Genomic DNA, 20,990 nt, shown 5'->3' with positions numbered 1-20,990 from the left:
AGTGGTTTGGCTGCTCGTCCGTGTGAACGCGGTGGTCGCGCGCTCGCCCGCGCCCCCAGCATGTGCGGGACGGCTCCACACGATCCGAACACCCCTGGGAGTGAGCATTTCCAGCGTCTCCAACGTCCCCGGCACCACCGACGCGGTCGCCGCACCGAGCGAGGAAGGGCCCCTCGCATCGGACGCCCCGCCCGCCCCGCGACCCTCGGCTGCGGTGCTCCCCGCCCGGCCCTCACGGCGGTCGGTGGTCACCGCGAGCGGTGCCACGGCGCTCGCCGCCGGGCTCACCGCCGCCTCGGCCGCGCCCGCGACCGCGTTGGCCCCGGGCACGGCCCCGGCGGCCGTTCCCACCACGGCGCCGCCGCCCGGAACCGACCCCTCCGCGTACACCACCGTCGCCCGTGCCATCGTCGTCCACGACGAGAACGACACGCCCCTCGTCCCGCGCTATCTGCAGGTCGTCGAGAACGGCCTGCCGCCGGGCCGGGGGAGGGCGACGAAGCGGGTCCTGATCGTCGGAGCGGGTCCGGCCGGCCTGCTCGCCGCCGACCTGCTCAACCGCGCGGGCCACGACGTCCTCGTGATCGAAGCCAACGGCAACCGGGTCGGCGGCCGCGTCAAGACCTTCCGCAAGGGCGGACACGAGAACGGCCGGCAGCCCTTCGCCGACCCCCGGCAGTACGCCGAGGCCGGCGCCATGCGCCTGCCCGGCAGCCACCCGCTCCTCATGGCGCTGATCCGGAAGTACGACCTCCCGCGCCAGGAGTTCCTCCTCGTCGACGTCGAGGTCGACAACCCGACGAAGAAGGCCAACCGCACCTGGATCCACGTCAACGGTGTGCACATGCGCAAGGCCGACTACGAGCAGCGCCCCGAAGTCGTCAACGACACCTTCGGCGTGCCCGGCCCGCATCGCACGAAGCCCGCCTCGGTGATCCTCGCGGAAGCCCTCGAACCCGCCCGCCGACTCGTCCGGGGCAAGGAGGGGAAGGCCCTCGTCGACGGGTGGGCCGAGGTCCTCAGGCGGTACGGGCACTGGTCGATGTATCGCTACCTCACCGAGGTCGCCGGCCTCGACACCAGGACGATCGACCTCGTCGGCACCCTCCAGAACCTGACCTCACGGCTCCATCTCTCCTTCCTCCACAGCTTCCTGTCCAGCGCCCTGATCGACCCCGGGACCACGTTCTGGGAGCTCAAGGGCGGCACCGCGGGACTGGTGGACGCGATGTACGCGCCCGTGAAGGGCAAGGTGCGGCTCGATCGCCGCGCCGTACGCATCGAGCGCGGCGGTGGCCGGGTGCGGGTGCACGCCGTGTCCGAGGACTGCCAGACCGGCAGGGGCGGCGTCACGGAGGTCTTCGAGGGCGACGAGGCGATCATCACCGTGCCCTTCTCCGGACTGCGCCATGTGGCCTTCGACCCTCCGCTGAGCTACGGCAAGCGCCGTGCCGTCACGGAGCTCCACTACGACGCCGCGACCAAGGTGCTGCTGGAGTTCTCCCAGCGCTGGTGGGAGTTCACCGAGGAGCAGTGGCGGGTCGCCCTGGACTCCATCGAGGACGGCCTCTACGCCGCGTACAAGGCGGGCCGCGTCAGGGACGGGAGGCACCTCGGCGCGCACCGGTCCGTGAAGGACCTCGGTGTGAGCGTCTCCGACGATCTCAAGCACTGCTTCACCGCCTTCCGCCCCGCCGCCCCCGGCCGTGAGCCCGCCGCCGCCCACGTCCGGGGCGGCGGCTCCGCGAGCGACAACGCCAACCGCTTCATGTTCTTCGAGCACGCCCACCCCATGGAGGGGAGCGACGGAGGCGTGATGCTCGCCTCGTACAGTTGGTCCGACGACGCCCTGAAGTGGGACGCGTACGGAGACGAGGAGCGGTATCTCCGCGCTCTCGCCGGCGTGCAGGCCGTCTTCGGGCGGCGCTGCGAGGTGTTCTTCACCGGCAAGTGCAAGACACAGTCGTGGATGCGCGACCCCTACGCGTACGGCGAGGCGTCCGTGCTCCTCCCCGGCCAGCACACCGAGCTGTTCCCGGACGTCCCCACGTCGGAAGGTCCGCTGCATTTCGCCGGGGACCACACCTCCGTCAAACCCGCCTGGATCGAAGGCGCCCTCGAGTCCGCGGTCCGGACGGCGCTGGCGGTGCACACGGGCTGAGAGGGGAGGCAGGCCGACAGGGTTGCGCGCGGTGATGTCGGGACGGAACCGGACCACGTCCGCCGGCGTCCGTCCAGACATCACCCCCGCAAGATCACGAACGAGCTCGACGAACGAGCTCGACGAACGAGCTCCACGAGCGAGCCGCATGAACGAGCCGCGTGAACGAGCTCGACGTACGTGATCGCGGACATGAGCACACGCCCGCACCCGAGCCCGAGCCCGACCCCGAACCCGGGGAGAACCCCGCCGGAGGAACCACCGATGACGGCAACAGCGGCCCGCTACCTCTACCTCACGCGTCACGGAGAGGCCACGCCGGACGAGAGCGGGCTGTCCGACAAGGGCCGCCGCCAGGCCGTCCTGCTCGGTGAACGCCTCCGCGGCGCTCCGCTCGCGGCGATCCACCACGGCCCCCTCGCACGGGCGGAACAGACGGCGAAGCTGATCGGTGAACAGCTCGGCGGTGTGGCTCCGGTCGCGGCGGAACCGGCGGGCGACTACATCCCCTACGTACCGCACCGCCACGAGCTGCCGCCGGAGTCGGCCGACGCCATGCTCGGGCACCTGGCCCGGTTCCCCGCCGAGGAACGGGAACAGGGCCCCGGGCTCGCGCGGGAGGCCGTCGCACGGTTCACGGGCCCCGTCGACGGCGCCGAGCCGCGCCACGAGCTCGTCGTCACGCACAACTTCCTGATCGCCTGGCTCGTACGGGCGGCCCTCGACGCCCCGGCGTGGCGCTGGATGGGCATCAACCACGCCAACGCCGCGCTGACCGTCATCCGTTACGCGCCGGGCCGCCCTGCCTCCGTCCTCTTCTTCAACGACACCGCCCATCTCCCCGCCGACCTCCGCTGGACCGGCTTCCCGCCCGAACTCCACATCTGACGGGGCCCGTCACGGCGCCGTCCGCACTCCGTCCCGCAGCCGCTCGGCGAAGGCGCGCGCGGCGGCCAGATCACCGGTGTCCGGCCGCTGCTTGTTGATGCCGCCGAGGAGCCGGAAGGGTGCCCAGGTGTCGAACGCCCGGCAGGTGAAGCCGCCTTCCACCTCGAAGCCCTTCGCTTCGAGGAGCCGGACCAGCGGCCGGGTGAAGGGCTTCGGCCGCAGCTCGGGGAGCCCGCTGGTGGCGAACAAGAACGCCTTGCCCCGCCCGGCGGGCAGCGCCCGGACGAATTCGGTCAGCCGCGGATGGAACCTGCCGGAGAAGATGCCCGACCCGAACCCCACCAGGTCGGCCCCGGCCAGCTCCACCGGGTCGGCCTCCTCGGGGGTGACGACCTCGGCGCCCAGCGCCGGGGCCATGGCGTCGGCGACGAGACGGGTGTTGCCGTGCGACACCGAGACGCACACGATGACGGCCTTCATGCGGACGATCCCTTCACTGGATTCCGGCTTCCGCAGGGTGGACCGCGCAGCGCCGCCGGATGTGACACCGGCGGACGGCGACCGAACCGGGTGACTTGATAGGCAAGTGTTCACTTGCCTATGGTGGGGGCATGGCGGAGGATGTCTTCAAGGCGCTGGCCGATCCCACCCGGCGGCGGATCCTCGACGAGCTGGCGGAGCGGAACGGCCAGAGTCTGTTCGAGATATGCACACGGCTGGTGACGAAGCACGGCCTGGGGCTGTCGCGCCAGGCGATCAGCCAGCATCTGGCCGTACTGGAAGCGGCGGGTCTCGTCGTGTCGCGGCGCGAGGGCCGCTACAAGTTCCATGACCTCGACATCGAACCCCTGCAGCGCGCCCTGACCCGGTGGCTGGACCCTCAGAGGTCGGGCAGCACCGACAACGCCGTCAGCACCGACAGCGCCAGCCATACCGACAGCACCGGCAACACCGACAGCACCGACCACGCGGAGAACCCCTCATGAAGATCCACCTCACCAGCGTCTTCGTCGACGACCAGGAGAAGGCCCTGCGCTTCTACACCGACGTCCTGGGCTTCGTGAAGAAGCACGACGTCCCCCTGGGAGAGGAGGCCCGGTGGCTGACCGTGGTGTCCCCGGAGGAGCCGGAGGGGACCGAACTGCTCCTGGAGCCGTCCGGGCACCCGGCCGTCCAGCCGTACAAGACGGCGCTCGTCCACGACGGCATCCCGGCCGCCTCCTTCGCCGTGGAGGACGTGCGGGCGGAGTACGAGCGGCTGCGCGGGCTCGGGGTGTTCTTCACCCAGGAGCCGCTGGAGATGGGCCCGGTCACCACCGCGGTCCTGGACGACACATGCGGCAACCTGATCCAGATCGTCCACAGCAAGTGAGACCGGACACGGAGCCCGAGCCCCCCGCGCCGTCCGAACCGCCCGAGCATCGGCGGTACGCCGCCTACCTCGCCGCCCTGGAGGCCGTCACCGGGGCGGACGCGGCGGCCGGCCCTACGGGCGGGCCGGACGAGGCGGACCTGGTGGCCCACGTCCTGCGGGACGAGGACCCGGTCATGGCGCAGAGCGCGGTGATTCGCCACGTCGACCGCCGAGCGGCCGCACTGCTGACCGCCCCGGGCTTCGTGACCTGGTGCACCGCCCTGACCGGCGCCGTCGCCGGGCGGGACTTCGTCCTCCGCCGTCTGGGCGAGTGGACGCTGCTCCGAGCGATCACGCTCGGGGAAGGCTGGACTCCTGAAGCGCTGGCCACCGCCTCCGACTGGTGCCAGCGCACGGCCGTGAGCGGCCGCTTCCCGGTGTCGTCGTCGGCGCTCAGCCTGCTCGCCGAGCACGGGCGGACCCGCCGCGTCCGTACCGCGGCCGCCCGCCCGGCCCCCGCGCCGCCGTCCGCGCCCGCCGAGCGGGGCTGATCACCCCGGCGGCCGGACCGGACTCACGGCGTGTGCCCCACATGCGCGAGCGCCTGCTTGAGGAGGACCGCGTGGCCGCCGGGCATCTCGCTCTGCACGGCCGGGGAGGCCGCTTCCCGCGGGCTGAACCAGACCAGGTCCAGGGCGTCCTGCCGAGGACGGCAGTCGCCCGTGACCGGCACGATGTAGGCGAGGGACACGGCGTGCTGGCGCGGGTCGTGGAAGGGGGTGATGCCCGCCGTGGGGAAGTACTCGGCGACCGTGAAGGGCTGGAGGGACGCCGGGATCCGCGGAAGGGCCACCGGCCCCAGGTCCTTCTCCAGGTGCCGCAGCAGCGCGTCCCGGACCCGCTCGTGGTGCATCACGCGACCGGACACCAGGGTCCGGTTGATCGTTCCGTCCGCGCCGATGCGCAGGAGCAGTCCGATGCTGGTGACCTCGCCGCTGTCGTCCACGCGTACGGGCACGGCCTCGACGTACAGGATCGGCATCCGGGCCCTGGCCATGTCCAGCTCGTCCGTGGTCAGCCAGCCCGGCGTGGTCTCAGTCATGTCAGACATCGCTTGATCATACTTTCCTGGAGGGGGTACGCGGTGGCGGAACCGTCCGGGCGCGCCCGTGTCTTCGTTCCGTCGCGCGTTCCCTTCCCCTCCGGACGGGCCCGGCAGTCCTCCCGGTTCTCAGACGCGGCCCTGCGTCAGATGAGGCGGATGGCGAGCATGCACGCGTCGTCCTCGTGACCGGTCTGGTCGGGCGAGGCGAGCACGGTGTCGATGAGGTCCTGCGGCCCGGTGCCCGAGGAACGCGACATGAGGTCGGCGAGGCGCTCGATGCCCTTGGTGACGTCCTCTCCGCGACGCTCGACGATCCCGTCGGTGTACAGGAGCAGGAGGTCGCCCTCGCGCAGCTCGGTCGTCCTGGTCTCGTAGTCGTAGCCCGGGAGGGCGCCGAGCAGCGGACCCCGTTGCGGCGTGCCGAGCGGGGCCGCGTGACCGTCCCGGAGCAGGAGGGGCGCCGGGTGGCCGGCGTCGGCCCAGTGGAAGGCCCGGTTCTCGTCGATGTGCCCGGCGATGACGGTGGCGGTCTGGCCGAGGGGTTCGCTGCAGACCAGTTCGTTCAGCCAGGTCGTGATCTCGCCGGCCGAGGCCCCGGTCTGGGCGAGACCGGCCAGGGCGTGGCGCTGTTGCGACATCCGGGCCACCGCGTCCAGGCCGTGTCCGGAGGCGTCGCCGATGGCGACCAGGACGCGGCCGTCGGGCAGCAGCCGGCACTTGTACCAGTCGCCGCCCACCGCGGCGTCCGGTTCGGCGGGCCGGTAGGAGGCGGCGACCGCGAGCCCGACGGCGGCGAGGGCCTCCGAGTGCGTGGGCAGCAGCGCTTCGCGCATGACGTCGGCGATCCGGCGTTCGGCCTGGGCCTGACGCCGCAGCCGGTCGGACTCGCGCTCCGTCTCCGCCAGCCTGCGGCGGCTGCGGATCTGCGGGGTCAGATCGCGGGCCACCAGATTGACGGCCCAGGGCCTGCCGTCGGTGCCGGCGACCGGCCGGCCCAGCAGGTCGAGCGTCCTGACCTCACCGAGCACCAGGAACCGGATCCGGGTCCAGGCCGGCTCCTCGCCCGCCAGCACGGAGGTCAGGAACTCGGCGAAGGCCGTCAGATCGTCCGGGAGCAGCGCGTCGCAGAGCTGCTCCAGCGTCCAGGGCATCCGGATGTCGGCGTGGAAGATCCGGCTGAGCCCCTCGGACCAGGTCACCTTCCCCGACAGCAGGTCCCAGTTGCCCCATCCGAGCGAGGCCAGGTACTGGGCGTCGATGGTCAGCAGCTCGGTCTGGCTCTGCACCGGCCGCCAGGTGACGAGCAACTGCTCGCCGCAGAGCGCCGCCGTGTACAGCAGGGGAGCGCGGTGCAACCGGCCCAGACGCTGCTCGGTGTAGTCGACGACACGGCCCTCCATCGGCCCGGCGCCGCCGGCGACGTCGACGAGCGCCGTGAGCAGCCCGCTGTTCGCCGCTCCCGGCCGCGCTTCAAGGAAACGCTGCCCGACCTGCTGGTCCGGGGCCTCCAGCCAGTCGGCCGACCGGGTCCGGTTGCCGGCGACGATACGGAAGTCCCGTACGGTCCCGGTCTCGGCGTCCTGGATCGGTTCGAGGAGCGCGGCGGACGCGGGAATCGCGCTGAGCGCCGCGCACGTGCCCGCCGCGTCCCGGTCGTGCGTGCTGCACAGACAACGCGGCGCCGCCTCGTGCGTGCCCCCGGCGGAAGCGGGGGCGAGCAACTGCACGGGCGTCGTGATCTCCTCGCCCGGCACGGGGGACGGGGGCCGTTCCGCGGTGCGCCGTACGGCGCCGCGCAGGGCGGAGACCTCCTGGCCGATCAGGTGCTTCAGCTCGTCGACGGAGTCAGGCAGCGGAAAACTCACAATCGCCTCCCGGGCCGGCTCGCGCGCACCACGTACCGGCGGCTCGGCCCTCGCGCCACCGGCTGCCACAGCGCCGCTGCCCATCTCGTCCGGGTTTATGCCTCCGGACACCCGGGCTCCGACTTCGGACGTCCCTCCACGGGGCGGGAGCGACGGGCGCCTCACCTCGTAGAGTCTCGCCATGACCTCAACAACTTCGTCGCCGCTCGTCCTTCGCGGATTTCTCGGACGACGTGTGCGGCTCCGGTCGGCGGAGCTGCTGTGGGAGACGAGGGCCGCCGTACGGCGGATACCGGTGGCCGCCGTCGCGCGCGTGGAGGTCCGCGGCCGCGGTGGGCGCACCCTCGTCGTCGTCCTGACCGAAGGCAGGGAACAGGACCAGGACCAGGGCGAGGGCCAGGGCGAGGGCGGAGACGGTGGCGAGGAGGGGACCGGCGGCGGCCCCGTCACGTACACCCTGCACGCCTACAGCGCGGCCGCCACGAGGCTCTTCGCCGACGCCGTACGCGGTGCTCTGCCGGTGCGCGACGCTGACCAGCCGCGGCCGAGCGGCGCCCGCCTGGTGACCGTGGAGCGGCGCCCCGCCCCGGTGCGGCCGAGGCGCATCCGGCCGGACGTGGTGGCGGCCGTCGCCTTCTGCCTGGTGCTGGCGGCGCTCGTGGTCACCGCTTCGTGGGCCGGAGCCTTCGCGTGGGTGCTCGTCCCGCTGGCGGGCGGCGCGGGTGTCTCGCTCACATCCCTCGGCTGGAAGCCGGCCCGGGAGGGCTGGATCCTCGCCGTACGCGGCATCACGGTGGACGGGCGCCGGAAGAACTCGGGCGCCGTCGACGCGGGCGACCCCGACGCCCTGTACGTGTACCTGTTCGACGACGCCGAAGGGGTGCCGCGCGCCTACCGGGGGTCGAACGGAGGCCGCGACGAAGAGGAGATCGTCTACGATCCGCGGAATCCGGCGATCTCCCAGTTGCGGCGGCGCAACGCCGCCCAACTCTGCGCCGGTGCGGCGGTGCTCGTCCTGCTCGCGCTCCCGCTCCTCGCCGGAGGGGCTGCGCTGGGGCTCTTCGCGCTCGCCGACCTTTTCCACGCCGCATGGTGACCGACGCCGTCCTGCCGGGTGGCGCGGCGGGCTGGTGACGGCGCGGCAGAAGCCACCCGTCGACGACTCGGCCCGGACGAGATTCAGGACGAACGAGACTCAGGACGAACAAGGCTCAGGACGTCGGGCGTCACGAAAAGCGCTCCCGCTTCGTCAAGAAGACGGGGGCCGGGGCCTGTCGGCCCCATGGACGGCACCCGGCCAGGGGAACGGAGAGTGAAGACGATGATCGGGACGGTGTTCCGCAGCGAGGACGTGCCCGCGGAGGACAGGTTCGACTGCTGGCGGGAGCTGGTGGGCAGGACACGCCACTGCGACGCGATCACTCCCTACGCCGCCGACTACCGGGCGGAGCTGCGCCACATGGAACTGGGGCCCGTGACCGTGTGGAAGACGTCCATCCCGCCCACCCGCTTCCGGCGGGACGCGCCGATGGTGCGCCGGGACGACCCCGAGCTCTACCACCTCACGCTCATGCTCGACGGGGGACTCGCCGTGAGCCCGGGCGCCGGCCCGACGGCCATGGTCGGCCCGAGCTGCCTCAGCGTCATCGACAGCTCCCAGCCCTACGACGTCCGCTCGTACGAGGTCGAGTCCACCGGGCGCGCGCTCGCCGGGCGCGAGGGGGCCGTCCGTGCCGTCGGGGGAGTGGCCGTCGACCTGCCCAAGGCGATGCTGCCCCTGTCACCCCACCGGGTACGCCACCTGCTCGGGCGCGCCGTCCCGACCCGCGAGGGCACGGGCGCGCTGCTCGCGGACTTCCTCGTCAGCCTCGACCGGCAGGCCGCGTTCCTCCAGCCCTCCGACGCTCCCCGCATCGGCCTGGTCGTACGGGACCTGATGGCGGCCTGGCTCGCCCAGCTCCTGGACGAGGAAGCCGCGCTGCCGGCCGAATCCCGCCAACAGGCCCTGGCCCAGCACATCAGGTCGTTCATCCGGCAGAACCTGCACGACCCCGAGCTGACGCCCGGAGTCATCGCCGCGGCGCACCACATCTCGCTCAGCCATCTGCACCGCGTCTTCACCCAGCAGTCCGGCGGCGAGACGGTGGCCGCCTCGATCCGCACCCTGCGCCTGGAGAAGGCATACCGCGACCTCGCGGACCCGGCACTGCGCAGCACTCCGATCCACGCGGTGGCCGCCCGCTGGGGCATGCCGCGCGCCTCCGACTTCACCCGCGCCTTCCGGGCCGTCTACGGCCTCTCTCCGAAGGAGCACCGGCAACGGTCCCTTTCGGAGACGCCGTAACCGGCCGGCCGCGGCGGCGCGTGCGCGGGGGAGCGGTCTTTCCCGGTGGCGCACCACCCCCCGCCGGCCGTGTGCCGAAGCCGGGCGAGTGGCTAGGCTGGATACGCCGCTCGGATTTCGAGGCTGCCCGGATTGCGAGGCGGGTTCGGACAGCGAGGCCGCTCGGACGGGGAGGCTGCCGTGATGGGGGCTCGTCAGTGCCGGTTCCATCTGGACCAGGGTGGGCACTCGATCACCGTCGTGTGGGAGTCGCGGTCGCGTCGGGCGGAGCTGCTCGTCGACGGCAAAGTGCTGGCCCTGGCGCGCACGGCACCCCATGCCACCACGGAGCTGCGCGGCGAGATCGCCGACCCGACCGGTGCGCCGCGACCGTTCACCGTCCGCCTCGCCGACCTGCCCGACGCCGAACCGCTGTGCGCCGCGGTGATCGAGGGCCGGCAGTACCTGATGCCGCTCACCCCCCTCACCGGGCGGGAGCAGTGGCAGAACGAGCCGGCGCCCCCGCCCCGTACGCCGGCCGAACTGCTCGCCCGCTGGCGTCACCGCCGCCGCCACCGACACCGGCGCCACCACGGCCGGTACCGGCACGGCTGAACCGCGAATTTCCCCCTTGCCGGGGATACGCGCTGGTCAGATGGGGTGATGTGGCCGCGTGCCGCGTGTCCCGAGACCGCGCGTGAGGCGTTGATGGAGGCGTGAGTACCTCGAGCACATCTCCGATACTGCCCATGGCCCTCGCCCCCCTGGCCGCACCCTCCCCGCACGACTCGGGCGCGGACCCCGCGCCCGGCGTCATAACGGTCGACGCCTGCACCACGCTCGGCACGACGCTGGTCGTCCACGTCAGCGGAGAGATCGACCGCTTCAGCGCCGCCCCGCTCGGCGCCCTGCTGGTCTCGGCGGCCGCGGAGGGATACACCGGCCTCGTCCTCGACACCTACCGCGTCACCTTCTGCGACTCCGGCCTTCTCGCCGTCCTGCGCTGGTGGCCCCGCAGCGGGCGCCGTCTCCGCCTGGTGAATCCCTCGCGCGCCGTGACCCGCCTCCTGAAGGCCGCCGGGGCCCCGCTACCGATCACCGTCGGCGGGGAATCGACAGCCGGTCCCTGCCCTCCGTCGTCACGGTCCCACCCGATTTGCCACGATTCGGGACGAGAGGGGTTTGGGACGTGATCTGCGGCGCATACGGATGAGCAGGAATCGTGTCCGTTGAGAAGGGGTGCACCGTGGGCATACTCGGCTGGATTCTGGTGGGCCTGATCGCCGGAATCATCGCGAAGCTTCTGATGCCGGGCAAGGACCCGGGCGGCATCATCATCACGATCCTGATCGGCGTCGCGGGCGGACTGCTGGGCGGCTGGCTCGGCAAGGTCATCTTCGGCGTCGACTCCATCGACGGGTTCTTCGAACTCTCGACATGGATCGCCGCCATCGTCGGATCGCTCATCCTGCTGGCCCTCTACCGCTTGGTGGCCGGCGGCCGACATCGCCACTCGTAACGGGCACGTGACCCGTAGGCGACAGCCCTGGGCGCGGACCGATGCGGTCCGCGCCCAGAGTTCTGTCCGGTGACGGCAGGCGCCCCCTTACCTCGGCGGGACATCCCTGACGACGGCGCAATCCGGTCCGCGACCCTCCGGAGAGGCGAGCGGGCCGGACTGGTCCGCCCCCGCCGCGACAAGCGGACCGGCTACCGCGGGTACGACGAGGCCGGTGGCTGGAGCCGCTGGAGGCCGCGCTGCGCGACTGGCACGGCCGGGTGTCGGCGCGGGACCGGGCGATGCTGGCCGGGGCGGCGGGGCTCTGCGCGTACCTCTGCGCACGCGGGTGACGTCCGCGCCGGCCCCCCGTCCGTCGTACGTTCCCTCCGCCCGCCCGCCCCGCAGGTCGTACGGGCCCGCCCCCGCTCCGTCCTCCTCGTCGAGCCCTCGGTCCGCACGGGCCTCCGGGAGGAGGGGTGCCGCGTCCCGTGGTCGGTCAGGACGTGTGGAGCACCCGGAAACGCCCGGGCTGCTTCGGATCCCGGTCGACCACCTGGATCGGCGCTCCGGCCCACTGCCACACGCCGATGCCCGGCACGCGGGAGAACCGGATCAGCCCGCGGGTGCCCTCCACGGCCACGTGCGGCCAGGCGGCCGCCGTACGCGCCCTGTCCGTGCCGTGGGAGCGCAGCACATCGGCGAGGACCGTGATGGTGTCGTAGCCCTCGAAGGCGACGAAGGAGGGTTCCCCGGCGAGTTGTTCGCGCAGGGTCTCCGCGACGCGCGCACCGAGCGGGCCGAGGCGCTCGGGCAGATAGCGCAGGAACGGGATCGCGGCACCGTCGTCGCCCAGCAGCGCCGCCCACTCGGCGAACTCCGGTTGCCCGGCCGGCGCTCCGAGTGTCATCCCGGCCAGGCGCCGGTCGCGACGAACCGCCCTGACGATCGGCACGGCCGGCTCCGGATGCCCGACCAGCAGGAGGAGGACGGTCGCACCGTCGTCGGCGAGCGCGTCGCACAAGGCCGCGGGCGTCAGTGCCCCCATGTCGTGAACGGTGACGGTGCCGCCGCGCGCGGCGACATGGTCCCGCAGGATACGGGTGCCTGACGCCCAGTAGACACTGGCATCGGCCGCCACGGCGATCCGCCGGTGGCCCGCACCGAGCAGGAAGTCGGCGTACGCCCGCCAGCCACGGGACTGCGGCGGAGGAAGGCGGGCGACCCACTCCGTGGGACGGTCGGTGAGCGCGTCGAGAACCGCCGAGGAACAGAGGAACGGCAGGCCCAGCGCGTCGGCCCGGCCGGCCGCAGTGCGAGCGACGACGCTGTGGTACTCACCCGCCACGGCGGCCACACGCAGTCGGGCCAGCTCGTCCACGGCCGCCGCGGCCCGCTGTGGGTCGGCCGCGGTGTCCCGGACCACGAGTTCGAGGGGGCTGCCGGCAATCCCACCGGCCCTGTTGACGTCCCGTACGGCCAGTTCGAGCCCGGCGAGCAGGTGCCGGCCCGCCTCGACCCAGCCGGGCCGCGTCAGTGGTACGAGGGCACCGATCCGCAGGGCCGCATCGGTGGCCGCGTTCCGCTCCGTTCCGAGGGGCGAGGGTGGCGTGCTCATGCCGTGGTGTCTCCGAGGGTGGGATGCGGTGCCGGTGCGCCGTGTCCGCATCGCTGAGTGGACGTCAGTGGCGCCCGAGACTAGCCGAGCCGTGTGCGGGTGCCCCCGGCGCCCGCCCTACCGGATCACCCCACGGGATCGCCCCGAGTCGGCCGCGCGGTCACGTACGCCGTGCGACGGCGCTCGCATATTGGTTTGCCGTGGGTCTGCCCGTTCGGATAGGAAGCCTTCATGCTGAAGGGCGAGAAGATCGGGCTGAGGGCCCGGCACGATGACGACATCCCGGTCCTGCGCGCCGAGCTCTACGACGACGTGGTGAACGCCTCGCGGGCCGAGGGCGGTCCGTGGCGGCCGATCACGCCGGGGTCGAAGGACCCGCGCCTGGTCGTGGACGACCAGGCGCAGGGGCTCGTCCAGTTCTCCGCGATCGAGCTGGCGGGCGGCACGCTGGTCGGCACGGCGACGCTCTGGGGGATCGACAACCACAGCCGGTCCGCGCACATCGGGTTGGGCCTGCTGCCGTCCTCGCGCGGCAAGGGCTATGGCACCGACGTCGTCGCCGTGCTGTGCCACTACGGATTCATCGTGCGCGGCCTCCAGCGGCTCCAGATCGAGACGCTGGCCGACAACACCGCGATGCTGCGCTCCGCCGAGCGCAACGGCTTCGTCCGCGAGGGCGTCCTGCGCTCCTCGGCCTGGGTGATGGGCGAGTTCCTGGACGAGGTGATACTCGGCCTCCTCGCCGAGGAATGGAAGCAAGGCGTGAAGAACTAGCCTGACCGTCTGTCAGGGGCGCAAGAGCATCGGGCCCGCGAGAGCACCAGGCTCGCAACACGAACAGCGACTTTGGAGAAGCGTCATCGACACGTCCGCCCCCGAACGGCTCGACGGGCCCGACCGGCCTGACCCGTCCGACGGGCTCGACCGGGCTGCTCGGCCGGCCCGCCGCAGAGCGGGAATCGGGGTCTTCGTGCTGGGCGCCGTGGCCGGGGTCCTGGCGACCGTGCTCGCCGTGACCGCCCTGTGGTGGCCGCGGAAGGAGGTGACGTACCGGAACACCGCTCCGTCCTCGATCGTCTACGCGGACGAGTCGCCGCACTTCCTGAGTCTCGTGCACGAGCACACCCTGTCCGGGCGGCACGCGTACCGCATGGTGATCGGCCGCAGCCCCGGTGCCTCCTACGGCCACTGGGTGGAGGTCGACCCCGTGCTGGGGGCCGAGGGCGTCGAGTCCACCACGTGGAGCGAGTCGGGGGTGCGGGTCCGTTTCCGTACCGGCCACGAGATCTTCGTGCCCGCCCGGTCCTTCCTCTTCGGAAGGTGAACCACCCGGGGCTTCCGCAGCCTCCTTCACCCGCCGCTCCTTCTGATCGAAATTCGATCAATCGACAGAGATGCGTTGACTCGCTCATCGGCCACCTCTAGCTTCTGGCGACACCGGACCGCCAGAAGGGTGTGACGCCATGACGTGTGGAGTACGCAGACAACGGCGACGGACGGGGCGCGCATGGGCCGCCGCCGCTCTCGCCCTCACCGGCAGCGCCGCCCTCGCTCTCACGAGCCCCGCCGCCGTCGCGGACGCGTCCGCCTCGGCCGTCGCCGGCACCACGTACGTGGACTGCTCCAGACCCACCGCGGGGGACGGCAGCCAGGCGGTGCCCTTCAACAGCATCAGCCAGGCCAACGCCAGGACGTACGCACCCGGTGACACCCTCGCCTTCGCCTCCGGCACGACCTGTACCGGCTCCCTCGCCCCCAAGGGCAGCGGCACCGCCTCCGCCCCCATCACCCTCACCGCCTACGGCACCGGCGCGCTCCCCGTGATCGACGGCAACGGCGCCGCCGACGCCGTGTCCCTCACCAACCAGGACCACTGGCGGATCAGCAACCTCAAACTGACCAATCCGGCCTCCTCCCTCGCCCGCCGTACGGGCCTTCGGATCTCCGCCACCGACGGTCGAGCGCACCGAGGGTTCGACATCGGCCGTCTCGTCGTCGACCGGGTCGCCGGCCAGACGAACAAGAACAGCCCGACCACAGAGGACTTCGTCCAGTCCGCCGGCATCGTCACCGGGGCGAGCGGCACCAACTCGACGCTCCACGACGTCCACGTCCACCACAACCACATCAGCAACACCGGCGGCGGAGGACTGAAGATCCGCGTCGGCGCCATGGCGGTCAAGGGCTCCGGCGTGCTGATCGAACACAACGTCATCAAGGACGTCGGCGGCGACGGCATCATCGCCAGCTACGCCGACGCGCCGATGATCCAGTACAACAACGCCTCCGGCGTGGGGAACGGCGTCTATCCGTTCTCCGGCGGCAACTTCGCCGGCATCTGGGTGCTCGGCGACCACAACCCGACCATCCAGAAGAACGCCGTGTACGGCATCACCCGGATGTCCGTGGCCGACAGCCAGGCATTCGACTGCGACTGGGGCAACACCGGCACCTGCACCATCCAGTACAACTTCAGCCGCGACAACATCGGAGGCTTCTTCCTCGACTGCGACGGCTGCGGCACCATCGGCGGCGCCAAGCAGATCATCCGCTTCAACATCTCCGAGAACGACTGCCGCATGAGCAGCGTCAGCGCCGGCCGGTCCGCGCTCCACCTGTACAACAACGTCTTCTACTGCACCGACAGAAAGCTCGACATCACCCTCCCCGACGAGAGCGTCGTCGAGAACAACATCTGGGTCGGCACCGGCGACTCCCGACTGCCCACCGGCCCCGGCATCCAGTGGCTGTGGAACGTCTTCCAGGGCGTACCGCGACCGACCGCCAACGGCATCACCGGTGACCCTCACTTCGTGAACCCCGGCACCGGCGGCGACACGATCCACTCCGCCGACGGCTACAAGCTGCGCGCCACCTCACCCGCCCTGAACAACGGCTCCGTGATCAGCGGAAACGGCGGCCGCGACTACTGGGCGAACCCCGTGTCCACGACGACGAAGCCACATCGCGGGGCGTACAACGGCCCGGGCCTGTAACCCCCGAGGCGGCAGTGGGGGAGGGGTCGGCCGACCGCCCCCTCCTCCCCTCTCGCCGCACGCTCCGGGCGGGTCAGTTCATCAGCAGGAGCCTCGTCTGCGGCACCAGCTTCCGGTTCACGCTGGTGCTCTGGACGAAGATGGTGAAGTCGTCGTTGTGGTCCGGCTTGACGCGCACCTCCACGTCCGGCAGTCCGAGCAGGGCCCTGGCCTCGGGCCCCGTGTAGACCCGGTCCGTCTTCTTCTCCAGCACCGCGATCTGCTTCTTCGCCTGTACCTTCTCCGGCTTGCTGAGCTGGTAGAACGCCCCACCGGTCCGGTACGTGTGCCCGGACTCGACAACCCATTCCCGGATCGCCGTCTCACGGGACACCGGTATCAACTCGTAGGCCGCCCGGTCCACCGGCGTGAGCCCGGCCGCCTTGATGGTGTCCTCGTTGACCGCGTCGGCACCCGCCGAGAACACCGCCCGCGACCCGCGGATGCCCTTGCTGCGACCCACCATGAACTTCTCGGTGGCCTCCTGGATGACCTGCCCGGCCTCCTCCAGACCCTCGGTGCTCGTGGCATCCCAGATGGCGATGTTGTCCTTCGGGAAACCGCAGTTCATGGCCTCGCGCTTGCCCATCTGGTCCGGCACGAGGACGGCGAGCGTCCAGTTGTCCTGCTGCGTCTCGATCATCCGGGCCACGGCCTCGACGAGTTGACGCGGCTCCCGCGCGGGGGCGTCCGGGCAGCGGTGACTCGCGTTCTCCTGACCGTCGGTCAGGACGAAGGTCAGGAAGCTGTGGTCCCCGTAGAGCTGAGCCGTCTGTGCGAGCTCACGCTGCGACTTCAGCGCGGCCGCGAGCAGCGCGGTCATCCCGCCGACCCGGTACAGCTTCTTCAGAGACGGCATCCGCAGCACGTCCTTGTCGTAGATGACGCACTCCACCTTGTCGGCGAAGACGTACACCGTGACCCGCGTCTCCTGGTCCAACTCCCGCGAGCGGCGCGCGAGATACGCGATCTGCTGATCGGCGACCTCGACGACCTTGCGGCTCAGGTGCGACATGGACGAGCTGGCGTCCAGCACGAGAGCGACGTGATTGATGTAGTTCTGATTCCCGGACATGACAGCTCCCCCTCGTGTTCCTTCTCGATGAATCCACCGTCTCACCCCCCACTGACAATCGACCTGGAACCGGCCCGCGCCGACCGGCCGGATGGCATACTGGGTCCCGCGTCTGTGGGCGCACACCACCCCCAAGGGCCACCGCCTCGGGTGAACCCGGCCGCCGCCAGGACCACAGTGGATGTACTTCGGCCTTGAACCGACCCTTCGTGTCCACAGGGTCTGCCGGGCGCATGGTGCGGTGGGATGTGTCGTCGAGCGCAGACCCGTTGAGGATCACGATGTCCGGTCGTACGCACCGCACCCGTCTGGCACGGGCTTTCGCCACCGCCCAGTCCATGGCCTACCAGAAGGCCCTGGCCCATGTGATCGCCTGCAGTGAAGCCGGGCTGCTCCCGTCCAGGCTCGACCGGCAGGGCATGGAGAAGGCCCTGGCCGTTCTGCACCAGGCCCTCGCCACTCCCGACGGGCCGGCGTCCGCGCGCACCCGCCCCCACCACCCGGAACCCGCCGAGACCGCGGTGACCACGGTCGTGACCGCTGCGCCGCCGGCCAAGGCTCCGGTAGCCAAGGCTCCGTCCACCAAGGCTCCGTCGCCGTCCAAGGACCCCCGATGCGTGGCCCTGTCCGAGGCGCTGAAGCCGGTCCTCCAGGCGACGTGCCCGGAGGGAGCGGGAGGGTACGGCGGGGCGCTGCAGGCCAACCTGCACCCCGCGGACGCCGACGTCCTGGGAGGCGTACCGCTCATCAGGGCCGCCCTGCGGCGTGCGGCACGACAGCTCGGATGGCGGGTCCAGACACTGGGGCACGAGGGAGAGCGCGTCGCCATGGTGCTCGTCCACGACGTCCGGGAAGTACCCGAGGAGTTCGCGGATGCCCTCGAAGAAGGGCGTATGAGGAGCTCCGCGGAGGCCGCCGAGCGTGTCGCCGCGGTCATGGGAAGGCGGGACCCGGACGCGTTGGGGCCCGGCCCGGTCCAGCGGCAGACCGAGATGTTCCTGGGAGCGGCGAAGGCCGCGATCGCCGCGAACCCTGAGGCGTGGAGCTAGCGGAACCGCACCGCCGGCGCCCGACCGCCGCCCACCCGGCCGCCGCCGTCGTCGACGCCGAACTCACCGACGGTGGCGGCGGCCGTTGACGTCGTCAGCCCGCGCCCGGCGGCATCAGGCCCGCCTCGTGCGCCGCGATGGCCGCCTCCACGCGGTTGCGGGCGCCCAGCTTGGTGAGCACGGCGCTGACATGCGCCTTCACCGTGCCCTCGACGAGATGCAGCCGGGCCGCGATCTCCGCGTTGGACAGCCCGGCGCCGAGCGCCGCCAGCACGTCGCGTTCCCGCTCCGTCAGCCGGTCCAGCGGACGGTGGGGATGGGCGGACCGGTGGGCGCGCATTCCGGCGATGACCCGGCCGGCGACCCGGGGCGACAGATAGGCGCCACCCGCGCCCACCGCCCGTACACCGTTGAGAAGTTCCCTCGGGTCGTCCGCCTTCAGCAGGAAACCGTCCGCGCCTTCTTCGAGGGCGCGGGTGATGTACTCGTCCTGCCCGAAGGTCGTCAGCATGATCACCCCTACCGCCGTCAGCTCCCGCCGGAACCGCCCCACCGCCGTCAGCCCGTCGAGGCCCGGCATCTGGATGTCCAACAGGACCACGTCCGGCCGGTGACGGCGGGCCAGCGCGAGGGCCTCGTGCCCGTCGCCCGCCTCGCCGACCACGTCGACCTGCGGGTCGCGGGCCAGGATGGCGCGCACTCCGGCCCGTACCATCGCCTCGTCGTCGGCGACCAGGACCCGGACCGGCCGACTGCCCGGTGCCCTGTCCGCCGCGCGGTCCACGCCTTCCACGCGGTCCACGCCTTCCACGCCTTGCCTACGTTCCCCACGCTCCACAGGCTTCCCACCTTCCACGCGACGAGCCTACGTCCGGCTCACCGCCGTACGGGCCGTCAGCCCCGCGGATCCGCCCGAGGGCGGGCGGCACCCCCGACGAAAGGAAGGATGCCGCTGCCCTTCGACCCATGGGCGCCGGCCCCGCCCGCTCCTAGCGTCGCTGTCGTACGGAAAAGGCACGGAAAGGGCATGGGAAAGGCCCGGCACAGGCCCGGCGGCCCCGCCGTGTTCCGTCCCGTACGCCGTGCTCCGCGTCCCGTGCGCCGAGCTTCGCGAACGACAGCGAGGAAAACCCGTGATCAGCCTCCGAGGACTGACGAAACGCTACGGCGACACGCTCGCCGTGGACGATCTGACCTTCGACATCCAGACCGGTCGCGTGACCGGCTTCCTCGGCCCCAACGGAGCCGGGAAGTCCACCACCATGCGCATGATCCTGGGCCTCGACCACCCCACCCGTGGTCGGGCCCTCGTCGCCGGCCGCCCCTACGCCGACCTGCGCCGGCCGCTGTGCGCGGTCGGCGCCATGCTCGACGCCCGGGCCGTCCACCCCGCCCGCTCCGGCCGGTCCCACCTGGTCGCGCAGGCCCGGGCCAACGGCATTCCGGTACGCCGTGTCGACGAGGTGCTGGAGACGGTGGGCCTGACCAAGGCGGCCCGCCGGCCGGCCGGCACGTACTCGCTGGGCATGAGCGGACGGCTCGGCGTCGCCGGCGCCCTGCTCGGCGATCCGCCCGTGCTGATCCTCGACGAGCCCGTCAACGGCCTCGACCCGGACGGCGTGCGCTGGATCCGCAGGCTCGTGCGCGACCAGGCCGCGGAAGGCCGCACGGTCTTCCTGTCCAGCCACCTGATGAGCGAGATGCAACTGACCGCCGACCACCTGATCGTCATCGGGCGCGGACGACTCCTGAGCGACACCAGCATGACGGAGTTCCTCGCCGCCGCGTCGCCCGCGTCGGCCCGTGTCTCGGTGCCCGACCCGGAGCAGCGGGCGGCGCTCGTCCGCGGCCTCATGGAACTCGACGGCGTGAGCGTCGAGACCTCCGAGGACGGCGAACTCACCGTCCAGGGCCGAACGGCGGCCGAGGTGGGCGACCTGGCCCATCACCGCGGCGTACGGCTGCACGGCCTCAGCGACCTCCGGGTGTCGCTGGAGCAGGCGTACATGGACCTGACCGCGCGCAGCGTCGAGTACGCGACCGGCGGCACCACCACCGAAGGGGGACGGCAGTGAGCACGAGCACAAGCACGGCACAGAGCGGGCGGACGGCCGCCCCGGAGCCGGGCCGGGGCATCCCCGGCCCGGACACTCCGGGCCGGGGCGGCACCGGCGGTTTCGCCGGCGGTTTCGGCGGGGCGGTCGCCTCCGAGTGGACCAAACTGTGGTCGGTCCGAGCCGCCTCCCTCTGCCTTCTGGCGGGGCTCGCCATCACGGGCGTGTTCGCCTACTACTACGGGTCGATCTCCCGCATCAACGACCTTCCGGTCCAGCCCGTCGGCAACGCCGCGGCCGCCTCCGCCGTCGTCTCCCAGTTCGCCGTGGTCGTCATGGCCACGGTGGCGGTGACCTCCGAGTACACGACCGGGACCGTACGGGCGGCACTGCTGTGGGTGCCGCGACGGCATCGGGTCCAGGCGGCGAAGGCGCTCGTGACGGCCGTGGTGGCGTTCCTCGGCGGCAGTGTCTTCGCCGTGATCGGTACGGCCGTGGCCTGGGGGGCCTTCGGCGGCCGGGCCTCGTTCCAGGTGGGCACGGTCCTCGGGCAGATCCTCGCCGTCGGCGTCTACCAGGCGCTGGTCGCCGTGCTCACCGTCGGCGTGGCCTTCGCCACCCGGCACCCGGCCGGTGCGCTGTCGATCCTCTTCACCCTGCTGTGGGGGCTACCGAGCGTCCTCCTCGGGCTCGGCGGCGAGACGCTCGCGGCCGTCAACGACCGTCTGCCGCACGGCGCGGGCGACCACTTCATGCAGGCCGGCGACGCCGCCCCGTACACGTCGGTGACGGCGGTCCTGATCGTGGCGGCGTGGGCCGCGGCGGCACACGCGACCGGGCTGTACGTGCTGCGCCGCAGGGACGCCTGACGCTCCGGCAGGTCGGGCGGGGCGAGTCGGGTTCGGGGCCGCGGGTGGCTCGGCCCAACCCGACGGCCAGCGACGCGGCCCGACGGCCAGTAGCCC

The 20,990-nt window shown here is 72.0% G+C and carries 21 protein-coding genes and 2 pseudogenes; 17 read left to right on the top strand and 6 right to left on the bottom strand.

What is annotated here, in order from left to right; translation table 11 throughout:
• Window positions 1-244: 244 nt before the first annotated feature.
• Together ABZ135_RS13345 and ABZ135_RS13340 are read left to right on the top strand one after the other, a co-directional pair.
• Window positions 245-2,161, top strand: coding sequence for an FAD-dependent oxidoreductase (locus tag ABZ135_RS13345; RefSeq protein WP_356695047.1), 1,917 nt, complete (start codon window positions 245-247; stop codon window positions 2,159-2,161).
• A 264-nt stretch (window positions 2,162-2,425) separates the two neighbouring features.
• Window positions 2,426-3,049, top strand: a complete 624-nt coding sequence (locus tag ABZ135_RS13340; protein WP_356694990.1) for a histidine phosphatase family protein — start codon at window positions 2,426-2,428, stop codon at window positions 3,047-3,049.
• 9 nt (window positions 3,050-3,058) lie between these two features.
• Here ABZ135_RS13340 and ABZ135_RS13335 read toward each other — a convergent pair whose 3' ends face one another.
• On the bottom strand, window positions 3,059-3,529 hold the full coding sequence (locus ABZ135_RS13335) for a flavodoxin family protein (RefSeq protein WP_356694988.1): 471 nt from the start codon (window positions 3,527-3,529) through the stop codon (window positions 3,059-3,061).
• Window positions 3,530-3,660: 131 nt separating this feature from the next.
• Here ABZ135_RS13335 and ABZ135_RS13330 point away from each other — a divergent pair.
• The 3 genes and pseudogenes from ABZ135_RS13330 to ABZ135_RS13320 form a co-directional block, all read left to right on the top strand.
• Window positions 3,661-3,933, top strand: a pseudogene (locus ABZ135_RS13330) (metalloregulator ArsR/SmtB family transcription factor); the annotation flags it as partial.
• A gap of 98 nt (window positions 3,934-4,031) precedes the next feature.
• Entirely contained in the window at window positions 4,032-4,421 is a 390-nt protein-coding gene (locus ABZ135_RS13325; RefSeq protein WP_356694986.1) for a VOC family protein, read from the top strand.
• Window positions 4,418-4,954, top strand: a complete 537-nt coding sequence (locus ABZ135_RS13320) for a hypothetical protein (protein WP_356694984.1) — start codon at window positions 4,418-4,420, stop codon at window positions 4,952-4,954. The genes ABZ135_RS13325 and ABZ135_RS13320 overlap by 4 nt, the downstream gene beginning before the upstream one ends.
• A 23-nt stretch (window positions 4,955-4,977) precedes the next feature.
• Here ABZ135_RS13320 and ABZ135_RS13315 read toward each other — a convergent pair whose 3' ends face one another.
• Both ABZ135_RS13315 and ABZ135_RS13310 read right to left on the bottom strand, forming a co-directional pair.
• The gene (locus ABZ135_RS13315) at window positions 4,978-5,514 is read right to left on the bottom strand and encodes an NUDIX hydrolase family protein (RefSeq protein ID WP_356694982.1); all 537 of its coding nucleotides are present in this window, start codon (window positions 5,512-5,514) and stop codon (window positions 4,978-4,980) included.
• 137 nt (window positions 5,515-5,651) lie between these two features.
• Complete coding sequence (locus ABZ135_RS13310; protein WP_356694980.1) at window positions 5,652-7,373, bottom strand: PP2C family protein-serine/threonine phosphatase; 1,722 nt, start codon at window positions 7,371-7,373, stop codon at window positions 5,652-5,654.
• 181 nt (window positions 7,374-7,554) lie between these two features.
• Between ABZ135_RS13310 and ABZ135_RS13305 the strand changes: the two genes are divergently transcribed.
• The 6 genes and pseudogenes from ABZ135_RS13305 to ABZ135_RS13280 all read left to right on the top strand — a co-directional run.
• Window positions 7,555-8,469 carry a hypothetical protein gene (locus tag ABZ135_RS13305; protein WP_356694978.1) on the top strand — a complete coding sequence of 305 codons (915 nt, stop codon included), beginning with the start codon at window positions 7,555-7,557 and terminating at the stop codon, window positions 8,467-8,469.
• A gap of 225 nt (window positions 8,470-8,694) precedes the next feature.
• Window positions 8,695-9,717 carry a helix-turn-helix domain-containing protein gene (locus tag ABZ135_RS13300; protein WP_356695045.1) on the top strand — a complete coding sequence of 341 codons (1,023 nt, stop codon included), beginning with the start codon at window positions 8,695-8,697 and terminating at the stop codon, window positions 9,715-9,717.
• A gap of 183 nt (window positions 9,718-9,900) precedes the next feature.
• Window positions 9,901-10,311 (top strand): hypothetical protein, encoded by a 411-nt coding sequence (locus ABZ135_RS13295; protein ID WP_356694976.1) that lies wholly within the window; start codon window positions 9,901-9,903, stop codon window positions 10,309-10,311.
• Between the two features lie 134 nt (window positions 10,312-10,445).
• Window positions 10,446-10,889 carry an STAS domain-containing protein gene (locus ABZ135_RS13290; protein ID WP_356694974.1) on the top strand — a complete coding sequence of 148 codons (444 nt, stop codon included), beginning with the start codon at window positions 10,446-10,448 and terminating at the stop codon, window positions 10,887-10,889.
• 53 nt (window positions 10,890-10,942) lie between these two features.
• Complete coding sequence (locus tag ABZ135_RS13285) at window positions 10,943-11,215, top strand: GlsB/YeaQ/YmgE family stress response membrane protein (protein WP_356694972.1); 273 nt, start codon at window positions 10,943-10,945, stop codon at window positions 11,213-11,215.
• A gap of 120 nt (window positions 11,216-11,335) precedes the next feature.
• Window positions 11,336-11,547, top strand: a pseudogene (locus tag ABZ135_RS13280) (MerR family transcriptional regulator); the annotation flags it as partial.
• A 146-nt stretch (window positions 11,548-11,693) separates the two neighbouring features.
• Here ABZ135_RS13280 and ABZ135_RS13275 read toward each other — a convergent pair.
• On the bottom strand, window positions 11,694-12,812 hold the full coding sequence (locus tag ABZ135_RS13275; RefSeq protein ID WP_356694970.1) for an ABC transporter substrate-binding protein: 1,119 nt from the start codon (window positions 12,810-12,812) through the stop codon (window positions 11,694-11,696).
• A 231-nt stretch (window positions 12,813-13,043) separates the two neighbouring features.
• Here ABZ135_RS13275 and ABZ135_RS13270 point away from each other — a divergent pair, with 231 nt between their 5' ends.
• The 3 genes from ABZ135_RS13270 (at window position 13,044) to ABZ135_RS13260 (ending at window position 15,808) form a co-directional block, all read left to right on the top strand.
• Window positions 13,044-13,586 carry a GNAT family protein gene (locus tag ABZ135_RS13270; protein ID WP_356694968.1) on the top strand — a complete coding sequence of 181 codons (543 nt, stop codon included), beginning with the start codon at window positions 13,044-13,046 and terminating at the stop codon, window positions 13,584-13,586.
• A gap of 196 nt (window positions 13,587-13,782) precedes the next feature.
• Window positions 13,783-14,136: a hypothetical protein gene (locus tag ABZ135_RS13265; RefSeq protein ID WP_356694966.1), complete on the top strand. Its 354-nt coding sequence runs from the start codon at window positions 13,783-13,785 to the stop codon at window positions 14,134-14,136.
• Between the two features lie 139 nt (window positions 14,137-14,275).
• Window positions 14,276-15,808 carry a right-handed parallel beta-helix repeat-containing protein gene (locus ABZ135_RS13260; RefSeq protein WP_356694964.1) on the top strand — a complete coding sequence of 511 codons (1,533 nt, stop codon included), beginning with the start codon at window positions 14,276-14,278 and terminating at the stop codon, window positions 15,806-15,808.
• 73 nt (window positions 15,809-15,881) lie between these two features.
• Here ABZ135_RS13260 and ABZ135_RS13255 read toward each other — a convergent pair whose 3' ends face one another.
• Complete coding sequence (locus ABZ135_RS13255) at window positions 15,882-16,922, bottom strand: vWA domain-containing protein (RefSeq protein WP_356694962.1); 1,041 nt, start codon at window positions 16,920-16,922, stop codon at window positions 15,882-15,884.
• Between the two features lie 281 nt (window positions 16,923-17,203).
• On the opposite strand from ABZ135_RS13255, the gene ABZ135_RS13250 reads away from it, so the two are divergent.
• Window positions 17,204-17,971, top strand: a complete 768-nt coding sequence (locus ABZ135_RS13250) for a hypothetical protein (RefSeq protein ID WP_356694960.1) — start codon at window positions 17,204-17,206, stop codon at window positions 17,969-17,971.
• A gap of 94 nt (window positions 17,972-18,065) precedes the next feature.
• Here ABZ135_RS13250 and ABZ135_RS13245 read toward each other — a convergent pair whose 3' ends face one another.
• Complete coding sequence (locus tag ABZ135_RS13245; protein WP_356695044.1) at window positions 18,066-18,764, bottom strand: response regulator transcription factor; 699 nt, start codon at window positions 18,762-18,764, stop codon at window positions 18,066-18,068.
• A gap of 340 nt (window positions 18,765-19,104) precedes the next feature.
• Here ABZ135_RS13245 and ABZ135_RS13240 point away from each other — a divergent pair, with 340 nt between their 5' ends.
• The gene (locus ABZ135_RS13240) at window positions 19,105-20,046 is read left to right on the top strand and encodes an ATP-binding cassette domain-containing protein (RefSeq protein ID WP_356694958.1); all 942 of its coding nucleotides are present in this window, start codon (window positions 19,105-19,107) and stop codon (window positions 20,044-20,046) included.
• Window positions 20,043-20,894, top strand: a complete 852-nt coding sequence (locus ABZ135_RS13235; protein ID WP_356694956.1) for an ABC transporter permease — start codon at window positions 20,043-20,045, stop codon at window positions 20,892-20,894. Before ABZ135_RS13240 ends, ABZ135_RS13235 begins: the two co-directional genes overlap by 4 nt.
• Window positions 20,895-20,990 lie beyond the last annotated feature (96 nt).

Origin of the sequence: Streptomyces sp. NPDC006339, assembly GCF_040612775.1 — a bacterium.
Classification (GTDB): domain Bacteria; phylum Actinomycetota; class Actinomycetes; order Streptomycetales; family Streptomycetaceae; genus Streptomyces.
Note: the sequence above shows the minus strand (reverse complement) of the source record. Positions and strands in the feature narration are given on the sequence as shown.